The 12,171-nt window shown below is 65.1% G+C and carries 12 protein-coding genes and 2 pseudogenes; 11 read left to right on the top strand and 3 right to left on the bottom strand.

The genetic code is table 11. The features are described from left to right. Positions 1-170: 170 nt before the first annotated feature. Positions 171-812, top strand: a complete 642-nt coding sequence (locus tag OIE68_RS12305; protein WP_327099508.1) for a cutinase family protein — start codon at positions 171-173, stop codon at positions 810-812. Between the two features lie 85 nt (positions 813-897). Then, complete coding sequence (locus OIE68_RS12300; RefSeq protein ID WP_327099507.1) at positions 898-1,962, top strand: sulfite oxidase; 1,065 nt, start codon at positions 898-900, stop codon at positions 1,960-1,962. On the opposite strand, the gene OIE68_RS12295 is transcribed toward OIE68_RS12300, so the two are convergent. Then, positions 1,935-3,119, bottom strand: coding sequence for an FAD/NAD(P)-binding oxidoreductase (locus tag OIE68_RS12295; RefSeq protein WP_327099506.1), 1,185 nt, complete (start codon positions 3,117-3,119; stop codon positions 1,935-1,937). The genes OIE68_RS12300 and OIE68_RS12295 overlap by 28 nt on opposite strands. A 218-nt stretch (positions 3,120-3,337) precedes the next feature. Here OIE68_RS12295 and OIE68_RS12290 point away from each other — a divergent pair, with 218 nt between their 5' ends. Together OIE68_RS12290 and OIE68_RS12285 are read left to right on the top strand one after the other, a co-directional pair. Beyond that, complete coding sequence (locus OIE68_RS12290) at positions 3,338-4,054, top strand: carbonic anhydrase (RefSeq protein WP_327099505.1); 717 nt, start codon at positions 3,338-3,340, stop codon at positions 4,052-4,054. A 74-nt stretch (positions 4,055-4,128) separates the two neighbouring features. Further along, a pseudogene (locus tag OIE68_RS12285) lies at positions 4,129-4,782 on the top strand (dienelactone hydrolase family protein); the annotation flags it as partial. Here the strand turns inward: OIE68_RS12285 and OIE68_RS12280 are convergent. Next, positions 4,763-5,866: a CapA family protein gene (locus OIE68_RS12280; RefSeq protein WP_327099504.1), complete on the bottom strand. Its 1,104-nt coding sequence runs from the start codon at positions 5,864-5,866 to the stop codon at positions 4,763-4,765. The pseudogene OIE68_RS12285 and the gene OIE68_RS12280 sit on opposite strands and share 20 nt — an antisense overlap. Positions 5,867-6,149: 283 nt before the next feature. Between OIE68_RS12280 and OIE68_RS12275 the strand changes: the two genes are divergently transcribed. From OIE68_RS12275 to OIE68_RS12245, 7 genes are all read left to right on the top strand, one after another. Continuing rightward, positions 6,150-7,226 carry a site-specific integrase gene (locus tag OIE68_RS12275; RefSeq protein ID WP_327099503.1) on the top strand — a complete coding sequence of 359 codons (1,077 nt, stop codon included), beginning with the start codon at positions 6,150-6,152 and terminating at the stop codon, positions 7,224-7,226. Then, complete coding sequence (locus tag OIE68_RS12270; RefSeq protein ID WP_327099502.1) at positions 7,223-7,546, top strand: helix-turn-helix transcriptional regulator; 324 nt, start codon at positions 7,223-7,225, stop codon at positions 7,544-7,546. The genes OIE68_RS12275 and OIE68_RS12270 overlap by 4 nt, the downstream gene beginning before the upstream one ends. A 233-nt stretch (positions 7,547-7,779) precedes the next feature. Continuing rightward, entirely contained in the window at positions 7,780-8,820 is a 1,041-nt protein-coding gene (locus OIE68_RS12265; RefSeq protein WP_327099501.1) for an integrase, read from the top strand. Positions 8,821-8,992: 172 nt separating this feature from the next. After that, entirely contained in the window at positions 8,993-9,589 is a 597-nt protein-coding gene (locus OIE68_RS12260; RefSeq protein ID WP_327099500.1) for a DUF4158 domain-containing protein, read from the top strand. Continuing rightward, the gene (locus tag OIE68_RS12255; protein ID WP_327099499.1) at positions 9,577-10,272 is read left to right on the top strand and encodes a Tn3 family transposase; all 696 of its coding nucleotides are present in this window, start codon (positions 9,577-9,579) and stop codon (positions 10,270-10,272) included. The genes OIE68_RS12260 and OIE68_RS12255 overlap by 13 nt, the downstream gene beginning before the upstream one ends. Positions 10,273-10,798: 526 nt before the next feature. Then, positions 10,799-11,053: a MerR family transcriptional regulator gene (locus OIE68_RS12250; protein WP_327099498.1), complete on the top strand. Its 255-nt coding sequence runs from the start codon at positions 10,799-10,801 to the stop codon at positions 11,051-11,053. Between the two features lie 136 nt (positions 11,054-11,189). Then, on the top strand, positions 11,190-11,393 hold the full coding sequence (locus OIE68_RS12245) for a cold-shock protein (RefSeq protein ID WP_327099497.1): 204 nt from the start codon (positions 11,190-11,192) through the stop codon (positions 11,391-11,393). A 78-nt stretch (positions 11,394-11,471) separates the two neighbouring features. Here the strand turns inward: OIE68_RS12245 and OIE68_RS12240 are convergent. Then, positions 11,472-11,873 (bottom strand): annotated as a pseudogene (locus OIE68_RS12240) (acyl-CoA desaturase); the annotation flags it as partial. Positions 11,874-12,171: the final 298 nt, after the last annotated feature.

Raw genomic sequence — 12,171 nt, 5'->3', positions numbered from 1 at the left:
AAACAGTCGGCCGGCTCGGGCAATACCGCTCCCGAGTCGGCCGACTGTCGTCGTCCATGTGCCGCGTAGCGGAGTACATTGAGACTTGTCTCTGACAAGTGTCACTCGACGTCTCACAATGACGTGAGGCTGCGGAAGCACTTCTCACAACGGCGTGAGAGGTGAGGAAAATGGGCGACCGAAAGGTGGTTCTGTTCAAAAAGTGGCCGATTGCATCGGCATTCGCGGTCTTGGCGATCGCGGCGAGTGCCGTGCTCGGTCCGCATGCCGCAGCACAATCGTGTGCTGCGGTGGATCTGGTCGTGGCGAGGGGAGCCCAGGAACCCGGGTACCTCGGAACCTTCGTCGGTGATCCGCTGTACGACGCGATGCGGCAGGCATTACCGGTGAGCGTGCATGCGTATTCGGTGAACTACTCCGCGAATCTGACGGATGTGAGCGCGGGTAGCGCCGATCTGGTCGCACATGTCGCTTATCTAGCCGCGGCCTGCCCGGATGAACAGTTCATACTCGCCGGCTACTCGCTGGGGGCGGGCGTCGTGCATGCCGCGCTCGGCACCGGTATCTTCACCGGGCTGCCGGGGGTGGTGCAACTGCCCGGCGATCTCGTCGACCGCGTGGCCGTCGTCCTGCTCTTCGGCGACCCGCTGCGCTCGATCGGGTGGAGCGTTCCCGACCAGTACTCCGACCGCACCGCCGAATTCTGCGCGGCAGGCGACCCGGTCTGTGGCGCCGGCACCGACCCCGGGGCGCACGCCCGCTACGGCGATTTCATCGGTGCCGCAGTGGGATTCAGCGCAGCGCATTTGTAGCTTCCGGCGCTGTTGGCACCCGTCCGAGCAGTCCTATACTGACCCCGACAGCCTGTTCCATCTCGATCAGAAACAGCCCGAGCCGATGACCGAACTCGTCTCGCGCGCGCAGGGCGTCCGGTTCGACGAGCTCGCGCTGGCGACGCGCAACCACGGCATGCAACTCGAGGGCATGCGGTACGACGTCACGCCCATCGGCATGCACTACCTGCTGATTCATTTCGATATCCCGGAGATCGACGCATCGTCGTGGCGGCTGCGGGTTACCGGGAATGTCGAGCGCGAACTGGAGCTATCGCTCGACGACATCAGGTCGCGACCGGCGACGACGATTCCGGTCACCCTCGAATGCGCGGGTAACGGACGCACCGGGATGGACCCGCGCAACATCAGCCAACCGTGGGGTCTCGAGGCGATCGGCACGGCGGTATGGACCGGCACCGCACTCGGTGGGATTCTCGACGGCTGCGGTATCCGGGACGAGGCGGTCGAGGTCGTATTCACCGGGGCTGATCGCGGATTCCAGGACAATGTGGAGCACGACTATCAACGCTCCCTGCCCATCGGCGAATGCCGCAGACCCGAAGTTCTGCTGGCCTACGAGATGAATGGCACACCGCTTCCGCCGCAGCACGGCTTTCCATTGCGGCTGCTCGTCCCCGGGTGGTACGGCATGACGAGCGTCAAATGGCTGCGGAATATCGAAGTCGTCGACCGGCCCTTCACCGGATTCCAACAGACGGCGGCCTATCGGTACCAACGCGACGCCGAGGATCCGGGGCTACCGGTGTCGCGGATCAGGGTGCGTGCGTTGATGATTCCGCCCGGCATTCCCGATTTCCAGAGTCGGCGACGCACGGTCGAGGCCGGTGCCGTCGTTCTCTGCGGCCGTGCGTGGTCCGGAACCTCGCCCGTGGTCGGCGTGGAGGTCGGTGTCGACGGCGTCTGGCGGGACGCCCAATTGGATCGTAGCGTCGCCGAATTCGCTTGGTGCAGTTGGAGTTACACCTGGGATGTGGGACCGGGCGAGTATCGACTCAGCTGCCGTGCCACCGACGCGGATGGAAATGTGCAACCGGCCGAGCAATTCTGGAACCGCCAGGGCATGGGTAACAACCTGATTCAGGAGTTCCCGGTCACGGTCCGCTGATCGGTGAACCAGCGCCGAATCCGCGTGGCGGCGAATTCGGCCTTCTCGGCTGCCAATTCGGTCGAGGGTGCGACGAACGGCGCGACCGGCTTTGGTCCGGAAAGGAAGTCGGCGTCGACCTTGCCGACGAGACCGTCTCCGAATTCGATGTAGCAGGAGCCCTGGCCGAGATACTTTCCTGGCGAGGGTGTTCCGCGCAGTTGCGCGGCGATATGCGCCGCGACCGTGCGGGCGGCGTTCTCTGCGAACACCCCTGCGCGCGGCACCGGCGCGTCCGCGCAGTCACCGATGGCGTAGACGCCCGGATACGGGGTGGCGAGGGTTCGCGGGTCGACGTGGATCCAACCATCGGCGCCGTCGACGGTCAGCCCGGATGCCTCGACCACGGGCGGAACGCAATGGGTCGGGATGCCGATGAACAGGTCGTAGGCGAGGTCGCCGGTGTGGGTGGCCGCGATATGGTTCTCCGGGTCGAGCGCGTGGACCCGCCGCCCCGGGGAGTAGCCGATCCCACGTTGCGCGAGTGCGTCGACAAGCGCCGCGGAGGTGTCCGCGGAGACCGGGATGGGTGAGTCCATCGGGGTGAGCACGTGCATGCGGGTGCGGTGGCGGATGCCACGACGGGTCAGCAGTTCGTGTAGCAGCATCGCGCATTCGTAGGGTGCGGGCGGGCACTTGAACGGAACGCTCAACACCGAGATGAGAACGTTGCCGCCGTCGAAATGGGCCAGCTGATCGCGCAGTCGGCAAGCTCCGTGGATCGAGTAATACTCGTGACCGTCCGCTACGAACCCCTGGGTAGCGGCCGGGTCGTAATCGGCGCCCAACGCGACAACCAGAAAGTCCGGGTTGTAGCTGGTGCGGTCGGTGACGACGTGGCGGGTCTGCGGGTCGATCGAAGTGACCTGCTCCTGCCGGAACTCGACTCCGGGAAGGACCAGGTCGCGGTAACTGAGGCGCACAGATTCCGGGGTCCGGTCGCGGAACAGGATCTCCAGCTTGGAGAAACCGAACGTGAACCCGTCGTTGCGGTCGACCAGTATTACCCGAACCTCACCGGGCAGTGACTCGGACAGGCAAGCCGCCAATTCCAGCCCACCGAATCCGGCCCCCAGAATGAGCACCGTCGGCATTCGAACGTTCGCGGGTATGGACATAGTTGAACGCTTTCACCTTGGGAGATGGTGTGTGGAATCGCGTGTTGTGGCGAGGCTCCCCGATAATCCGTCGTTCACGAGCGTGTTGATCGCGTTTCCATTGTGCGCGCCCCGGTGGCCGGATGGAACCCGGATTCACCGGCGAGCATACTTGCAGCAATTGCTGTGGCACCGTTTCGCCGTAACGCTGGAGATCCACCGAGTGCGGAGGTGACAACATGGGTGTGCTCGATCGCCGAACAGTTCTGGTCGGCGCCCTGACCGCGACAACCGCGGTGATGGCGGGTTGCGGGGGAGATCAGCCATCGGAGCAAGTCCCTACGACCCAAGCACCGCCGCAGACGGCGAAGGCCGCCTTCGACAGACTGATGGCAGGCAACCGGCGCTGGATCGACGGCAATCTGGACCACCCCGACCGCGATCCGGATCGACGCGAGCTGTTGGCCCGGAACCAGCAGCCGTACGGCGTCGTACTGGCGTGTATCGACTCGCGCGTTCCGCCGGAGCTGGTGTTCGACACCGGGCTCGGCGATTTGTTCGTGATGCGCACCGGCGGCATCGCGGTAGGCCCCGTCGTGACCGGTTCTGTCGAGTACGGTCCGATGACCGGTGGCACCCCGTTGATCATGGTCCTCGGACACCAGCGCTGCGGGGCGGTTGCCGCAGCATACAAGTCGCTGCGTGAGGGAACCCCGCTACCGGGCAATCTGCAGTCGATTGTGGAGGCTCTGCGCCCGGCGTACGAGCGGATGGACTCGCCGGGTGAAGACCCGGTCGAGACGATGACCCGCATCCAGATCGAGCTGACCGCACAAGATCTGCGGCGCAACAATGACCTGGCGCCGATGGTGGAACGTGGCGCTGTTTCGGTGGTCGGCGCCTACTACAACCTGGACACCGGTCGGGTCGAGGTACTCGACGGAGCCCCCGCCTGATCGCCCGCTTGCACATGACCGGCCGGGCGGGTAGTCCGGATACCAGGAGGTGTTCGATGTCGCCCTCCGCATCCGATCCCTTGACGCGGACACAGGAAGTCATCATGTCGTCGGAGTCCATCCGACTGACGGGGATACTGGCCGTCCCAGAGAACTCCACCGGTCTGGTCGTTTTCGCGCACGGCAGCGGTAGCGGCCGACATAGTCCGCGGAATCGGCTGGTCGCCGATGTGCTGAATCGGGCCGGACTCGCAACCATGCTCGTCGATCTGCTGACCGCGGCCGAGGAAGGTGACCGTGCACGGGTTTTCGATATCGAGCTGCTCGCCGAGCGTCTCGTCGCGGTGACCCGCGGACTGCGCACGCGGGCGGTCCTGAGTGGGCTTCCGGCCGGATATTTCGGGGCGAGCACCGGTGCCGGTGCCGCACTGTGGGCGGCCACCGAACCCGGCACCGAGATCGCGGGCATCGTCTCCCGCGGCGGCCGCCCCGACCTGGCCGGTCCGCGGCTGGCGCACGTCAGCGCGCCGACACTGCTCATCGTCGGCGGCAACGATCGACAGGTACTCGAGCTCAATCGCGAGGCCCAGTTGCGGATGCCGTGTCCGAGTGAGATCGACGTCGTGCCCGGTGCGACGCACCTGTTCGAGGAGGCCGGTGCGCTCGAACAGGTGGCGGATCTGGCCCGCGACTGGTTCCGCCGCCACCTCAGTGTTGTGCGGTCTTGAACACCACCGGTAGGTCGTCGGGCCGCGATGCGACCCGGGTGCCGAATTCGCGACTGATGTGCTCGATCGTCTCGCACAGCCATTGAGATTCGTTGTGCGTGGCCGATTGCAGGCGCATGCGCCGGATCCGCAGTGGAATCATTCGCGTTTCCATCACGCCAGGATCGAGGGAAACCAGATATAGCAAGCGAAGCTCCGGGCGATAACGCTCGTAGCCGCGGATGCCCTCGTAATCATCGATGACATCACCGCACCCGTACAGAATCGGTTTGCCCCGGTAGATCTCGATCGGCCGCGGATGGTGTGCGGAATGCCCGTGCACGAGGTCGATCCCGGCATCGATCAACCGATGCGCAAACTGCCTTTCGCTCATTGGCACCCGGTAACTCCAATTGGGCCCCCAATGTACGGAGACGATCGCGATATCGTCATTGCGCTTGTGCGCCAACACTTCTGCCGCCACTTCGTCGGCGGCACGAATATTCGGTGTATCGCCGATCCACCACAGCCCCGGCCGATCACGGCGAGCCGCCCAATGTTGCGGAATCCCACTCGATCCCGCACCGACCGAGACGATTACCACTCGTCGCCCGTCATCGAGTTCCGATATCGCCGGGGCCCGGGCATCGTCGAAATCCGCGCCCGCTCCGGCGCGCTGGATGCCTGCGGTATCGAGTGTCGCCAGCGTGTCCGCGAGACCGCGAATACCGAAATCGAGAATGTGGTTATTGGCCAGTGCGCACACGACCGGCGCGATTGCGGTCAACACCGGCACATTGTCCGGGTTCATGCGGTAGTGGATGCCTTTGAGCGGTGCGAACGCGCCGCCGCCGGTGATCGCGGTTTCCAGATTGATCAGTCGTACCTGCGGGGCGAGCTGAGCAAGAATCGCCAGGACGTCACCCCATGGGTGGCCGAAATCCACAGGACGGGCAAATTCACCGTTTGTTTGCTCCGCCAGTTCCGCATACGTCCGCGCATCCTCGACGCACCGTTCGCGCAGCGTCGGATCACCGGGGTGCGGGAGAATCTGATCCACACCGCGGCCCACCATGACGTCGCCCCCCAGCAGCACCGTCGCCATACCCCATTGTCGATCATGTCCGCGCGGGGCGTTGCATCGGCACCGTCATCGAGCTCGCGTCCGAAGGGCAGCATCCGAACGCGCGGCTCTCTATAAGGCTAACCAACAGTCGATGAGTTCCTGACTGCTCCGACTTCTCTCACTCCCCTCGATCCGGCCTGGACCCGGGCCATCCCGAGCGTCTTCGGCACCGAATCCTTCACTGAAACAGCATCGGCACGGTCGATCGAAATGCGGCGCGGCCGATGGTTTCTCACTGCGGGTGAAGGTAAGGATGCGTGGGTTGGCTCTGGCGGCTGTGCGCGACCTGCGGGAGCTGCGGGCTCCAGCGACCGAAGACGAGATCGCTGCCTTCGAGACTGACGTGCTGTCCGGGTTCGTGCTGGCGCGTGCGTCGGCGGGACTGGTGGACTCCACGATCCGCAACGACGTCAATCACCTTGAGCTGATTCGGGATTGGTTCGGGCGGCCGCTGTGGGAGATGCAGCCCGCCGATGCGGACACCTATTTCGGAAAGGTGCTGCGAGAGGCGAAGCCGTCGACCCGAACCGGCCGCGCGGCAGCGTTGACGGTGTTCTTCCACTTCCTGGAGCTGCGTCACAAGGTCGAACTGCACAACCTCACCGGTCGCGTCGTCGAATGCCCGCTCGACGAGATCAACAGGCCGCGTGGATCGGTGGATCCGCAGTTGCGGATTCCGCCGACCACCGAGGAGATCGAGCAGTTGTTCGCCGGATGGCGCGCCGAGCTGGCGACCTGCCGCAAGTTCGCACCGATCGCCCGCAACTACGCGGTCGCCCGCCTGGCCGCCGACGTCGGATTGCGGATCAACGAGGCCCGCATGCTCGACCTCGATGACGTGCGGTGGGAACTGGGCCGATTCGGGAAGCTGAATGTCCGTCACGGCAAAGGATCTCGCCGCAAGGGCCCGAAGCCGCGGCTGGTTCCGTTGATCAACGGCGCCGACCGGAGTCTGCGCTGGTTCATCGAGGATGTCCTCGGCCTGTTCGATATCGACCCGTCACGCCACGGGATGCCGCTGTTTCCGTCCGAACGCAAGAACACCGACGGCACGGCCATGCGCGCGACCGCCGACGTGTTCCGTCGCGCGCTCGCCGAGGCATCCGACCGGCATCTCCCGGCCTGGTCGGGGAAGCTGACCCCGCATGTCTTGCGCCATTTTTGTGCCTCGCAGCTCTATCTGGCCGGGATGAATCTCTTCGCGATCCAGGAACTACTCGGCCACTCTTGGACGGCCACGACCGCTCGGTATATCCACGTTCACGCCACCCACGTCGAAGACGCCTGGGTGACCGGGCAGCGCCGGGTCGCCGACCGATGGAAAGGACTCGACCGATGAAATGGAACCTGCGTCTGGCCGCGGCCAACCGCGGCATCTGGAAGGCCAGTGAGCTGCAACGCATGCTCGCCGATCGCGGCCTGGTCATCAGTGCCGGCAAGATGTCCGGGTTGTGGTCGGGGGATCCCAACGTCGTGAAACTTCGCGACCTGGACGTCATCTGCGTAGTCCTGGGCTGCGGTGTCGAAGAACTGTTGATCCCCGAGCCCGAGACCGTCGCCGCGCCGAAGCCCGCGACCGAATCGGCGGCGGCCGCGGTCGGCGAGACCCAGCCGGTCGTTCCACGGGCGCGCAGCGGGCGCTCTCTGCCGCCCCGGTGAACTGCTTGCACTGCGACGCGCTGTTGCCGGCGAACAGTCGCCGAGATCGCATGTATTGCAATAACTTGTGCAGCGCGTGGGCGTCGTACTGGCGTCGACGCAGAGGTGAACCGCCGCCCCCGCGCTGGCAGCATCCAGCGTTGACGGCCCCGGATGATCCTCTTCGAACGGCAGCTCAACACGCTCAGCAGCTCGCAGAGACCCGGGGCTGGCGGCCGCACACCCTCCGGGGCGTGCTCGACGGTCTGACCACAGTGCTCGAGGGCCGGTTCGTCGGGGACATAGTGCCGTTCAGCGAGGTCCGAGCCCGCCCACATCGCCACGTGTCCCGGCCTCGGCTAGCCGAAGTGCTCACCGATCTCGGATTGCTCGAAGACGACTCGACACCCGCGATCAGGTCATGGATCGAGCGAGCCACTAGCGAGCTGCCGCACGGTTTCGGCGATCCCGCCCGACAATGGCTACTGGTCCTGCTGGACGGCGACGCCCGCGCCCGGCCCCGATCACAGGCAACCCTCTACGCCTACTTCAAATCGGTGCGACCATTGCTCACGCAGTGGGGGCACACCTACGGACATCTGCGCGAGGTCACCAAATCCGATGTCTACCAAGCGGTCCGGGCGATGACTGGAAGTCGGCGCAACAACAACGTGACAGCACTACGGTCGCTATTCCGGTTCGCCAAACACCGGGGCCTGATCTTCACCAACCCCAGGACCGGGATGAAGACGCCGCATCCCGAACTCCCGCTGACACCCATGACCGGTGACGAGATCCGCACCATCGAGCAGCTGGCGGCGCGGCCGTCCGACAGGCTCGCTCTTGCCCTCGCCGCCGAGCACGCCGCCCGCGCCAACACCATCCGCCATCTGATGCTCGATGACGTCGACCTCCCCAATCGCCGCATCACCGTGGCCGGCCACCGCCAGCGCCTCGGCGATTTGACCTATCGCGCAATGCGCGTATGGCTCGACCATCGCCGCGCAACCTGGCCCAACAGCCCGAATCAGCACGTCCTCATCAGCAAACGCACCTCACTCGGCACCGGACCGGTCTCCCACGAATTCGTACGATTTACCTTGGGCACCAACGGTTTCAGCATCGACCGGATCCGCGCCGACCGCATCCTCCACGAGGCGCTCACCGGCGGCCCGGACCCGCTGCGCCTGTCGATGGTGTTCAATATCAGCCACGAAACCGCGCTGCGCTACACCACCGTCGCCGAGCAGCTGCTCGCCGACGAGCTTGAGCAGCCAGACCTCGGGAACCGTTAGACTCCGGCTGAGAACCCGCCGCGATTTCGTGCATTCGTCCGTCGAAATGCCGTGAGTTCCAGCTGAAATCGCTTCAGTCCGGCTGAACCCACGGGAGAGCCCGGAATCCTGAAGTTGTCAGGAAGTGCAAAGTAGCTTCGGAGACAGGCGGGTTCGTCTAGCGTGACCGGGCGTGCGTCAGGAGTGGTCGGCCGAAGATCTGATCGGGTCGTGGACGCTGATCGGCGGCGACTGGCAGTTGGTGAAGAACAAGGCTGGGGCCACGCGGTTGGGCTTCGGGCTGTTGCTGAAGTTTTTCGAGCTGGAGGCTCGGTTTCCTCGTGGTCCGGAGGAGGTTCCGGCTGCGGCGGTCGCCTACATGTCGGAGCAGTTGAAGGTCGATCCTGCCGAGTTCGACGCCTTCCCGTGGTCGGGCCGGTCGGCCAAGTATCACCGTGAGCAGATCCGGGCAGCGTTCGGCTTCCGCGAGTTCAACGTCGGCGATGAGGCCAAGCTGACCGGCTGGCTGGCCGCGGAGGTGTGCCCGGTCGAGCTGCGCGAGGAGCAGCTGCGTCAGGCCGTGCTGGTGCGGTGCCGTGCCGAGCGGATCGAGCCGACGACACCAGGCTGGATCGACCGGCTGATCGGTTCGGCGCGCTCGACGTTCGAAAAACGGTTCTGCGAGCGTACCGTGTCACGGCTGAGTGAGTTGTCGATCGACCGGTTGAACAACCTGATCGCGGTCGTGCGGCACCGTTGGTCGGTGGCCGGAATCTGTTGGCGGAGTTGAAGTCCGATCCGGGTAAGGTCACGCTGGATCTTCTCGATGTGCTCAAGGACGCCGATTTCACCGCCGAGTTCACCTCGGTGGCATCGCGGGAGGTCATCGACCGCGCCACCCTGCGTAAACGGCTGTTGCTGGACCTGTTCGCGCTCGGGACGAACATGGGGATCCGGGCGATCGTGAACACCGGTGAGCAGCAGGAGTCCGAAGCGGCGTTGCGGCATGTGCGGCCGCACTTCATTACCCGCGACAACTTGCGGCGCGCGACCACGAAGCTGGTCAACGCGACCTTCGCCGCGCGGGATCCGAACTGGTGGGGTACGGGCACCTCGTGCGCGTCGGATTCGAAGAAGTTCGGGTCGTGGGAGTCGAACCTGATGACCCAGTACCACCAGTGCTACGGCGGGTACGGGGTGATGATCTACTGGCTCGTCGAGCACCGCAACGTGCGCATCTACTCCCAGCTCAAATCCTGCTCCAGCTCGGAGGTGGCGGCGATGATCGAGGGATTGCTGCGGCACCGCACCGCCGCGGAGATCGAAGCGAACTACGTCGACACGCATCTGGTCGGCGACACCGAGCGCCGGGCGCTCTCGCCGCTGTTCTGGTCCAACATCAACCCCTACGGCCGGTCCCAGCTCGACATGGACACCCGGCTGGACCTCACCCGTGAACGTGCCGCGGGCTGAAAGCCTCGGACGCGGAGGACCACTACGGGACGGTCATTTCTAGCTTCAGGTGAGCCATGCACTGTTCGGAGACCGGTGCAGCACACGGCGAGTGAAAAAATCTTCTGTGTCGGCTGTAGACATTCGGTGAAGATCGAGGTAATTTCTCTCGTGTCGGAAGAGAACGAAGTCTGGATGGCACGGGAGATGACGAACTGCCCGTGAAGTCGAGGACGGCGGCCCGCATACGCAGGATCGGGAAGTTACCGGTTCCGGGCCCGCCGGGGTACGCAAGATGAAGTGCACGAAAGATGAAGTAACGCAGTGAAGAGAAGGGAGGAGTTGCCCGCCGTCAAATCGCCCGTGAGTCACTATGCTCGGGCGACCGCCGAAGTGTCGGTGACATGTTCGAAGATGGTTAGTAATTCCCCTTCAGTGCCCCGGCGCCGTTACGGCGCCGGGGCACTCGTCGTTTGGAGGCGCCACGATTCCTGATTCCACGACCGCGAACGAGAAGTTCGACGACGACGACTACCCCGCCTACACGATGGGCCGGGCCGCGGACATGCTGGGCACCACCCAGGCGTTCCTGCGCAGCCTCGACGAGGCGAAACTGATCACCCCGCAACGCTCCTCGGGCGGGCACCGCCGCTACTCCCGCTACCAGCTGCGCCTGGCCGCCCGCGCCCGTGAACTCCTCGACTCCGGCACACCCCTGGACGCGGCGTGCCGAATCATCATCCTCGAAGACCAACTGGCCGAAGCACTCGAGCTCAACGCCGAACACGGCCGACAGGACTGAGCACTGTACCGGCGGGCTCGCCGCCACGGTCGAGGGTGCCGTTTCGGGGTGACGCCTGGGAGTGTGGCATGCTTAGCGGTGAGCACGGGTTGTTGAAGTGATCGCCCGGCTCGCTACAGGAAGTAAAACAAACAGTATGTCGCAAGGCAGTGTGAAGTGGTTTAACGGCGAAAAGGGCTTCGGGTTCATCGCCCAAGACGAGGGCGGTCCCGACGTTTTCGTCCACTACTCCGAGATTTCCGGCTCCGGCTACAAGTCCCTCGACGAGGGTCAGCGTGTCGAGTTCGAGGTCGGCCAGGGCCAGAAGGGCCCGCAGGCCCAGAGCGTCCGCGCCATCTAGGAGCCGACAAACCAGAAACCCGCGCGATCCGCGCGGGTTTCTTGCTTTCCAAAGGGATCGCGTCAGGCACGCTCACCGCTAGGCCCGCGGCTGCTGCCGTGCCCGCCTGATCTCCTTCTCGCGCATCGCTTTGCGGCGCAAGAGCTGCTTCTCCTGGAGGGCCTTGTCCTTCAGGGTCCGCCTGGTCTCACGTAGCACCTGCTTCTCGTGGCGCGCTTTCTCCTTCAGTGCGACCTTGGCCTCGGCCAGGGCCGAGCGCAGGCCGCGCCGGTGACCGGTCTGCGGATCGATTCCGGGCCAATGGTGTTGGGCCCACTGATCGGCGGTCGGCAGCGTCACCCGCGACAGTCCGGCGAATTTGCGCTCCGAGGAGGTCTCGGGGGCGTCGTCGGCGGTCCGCCGCAGGAAGCGGTCCGGCAGTGCCAGCTTGTGAATCGTGCGGAAGGCCAGCAGATACTGCTTGCCGAGCGAACCGGTGGTCCCACGTCAAAAGCGTGGTGGGTCACCGGCAGCCAAAGGTCGCATCCGTCCCGGTCCGGCTCACCTTCCCCGGCGGGCAGAAACCCGCCCCACGGCGCGGGTTTCTTGCTTTCCGAGGCCCGGCAGACAGCATCCGAAAAGGGAGAGCGGACTGGGGGCCGGGCGAGCCAACCACGACGCAGACCGCGCCCGTTTCGCCGTCCCAGCCGAACTCGGATTCCCGCATCCGGCCGCGACCGCCGGCGAAGCGACGACTCCCCCGGGGAGGGGGCGAGGAGTAAATCCGCCCGATCCGGCG

Origin of the sequence: Nocardia vinacea, from assembly GCF_035920345.1 — a bacterium.
In the GTDB taxonomy this organism is placed as follows: Bacteria; Actinomycetota; Actinomycetes; order Mycobacteriales; family Mycobacteriaceae; genus Nocardia; species Nocardia vinacea_A.
Note: the sequence above shows the minus strand (reverse complement) of the source record. Positions and strands in the feature narration are given on the sequence as shown.

Coding starts and splice junctions, on each gene's coding strand:
- OIE68_RS12305 (WP_327099508.1), top strand. CDS start 171: ATGGGCGACCGAAAGGTGGTTCTGTTCAAAAAGTGGCCGATTGCATCG.
- OIE68_RS12300 (WP_327099507.1), top strand. CDS start 898: ATGACCGAACTCGTCTCGCGCGCGCAGGGCGTCCGGTTCGACGAGCTC.
- OIE68_RS12295 (WP_327099506.1), bottom strand. CDS start 3,119: ATGTCCATACCCGCGAACGTTCGAATGCCGACGGTGCTCATTCTGGGG.
- OIE68_RS12290 (WP_327099505.1), top strand. CDS start 3,338: ATGGGTGTGCTCGATCGCCGAACAGTTCTGGTCGGCGCCCTGACCGCG.
- OIE68_RS12280 (WP_327099504.1), bottom strand. CDS start 5,866: ATGGCGACGGTGCTGCTGGGGGGCGACGTCATGGTGGGCCGCGGTGTG.
- OIE68_RS12270 (WP_327099502.1), top strand. CDS start 7,223: ATGAAATGGAACCTGCGTCTGGCCGCGGCCAACCGCGGCATCTGGAAG.
- OIE68_RS12250 (WP_327099498.1), top strand. CDS start 10,799: ATGGGCCGGGCCGCGGACATGCTGGGCACCACCCAGGCGTTCCTGCGC.
- OIE68_RS12245 (WP_327099497.1), top strand. CDS start 11,190: ATGTCGCAAGGCAGTGTGAAGTGGTTTAACGGCGAAAAGGGCTTCGGG.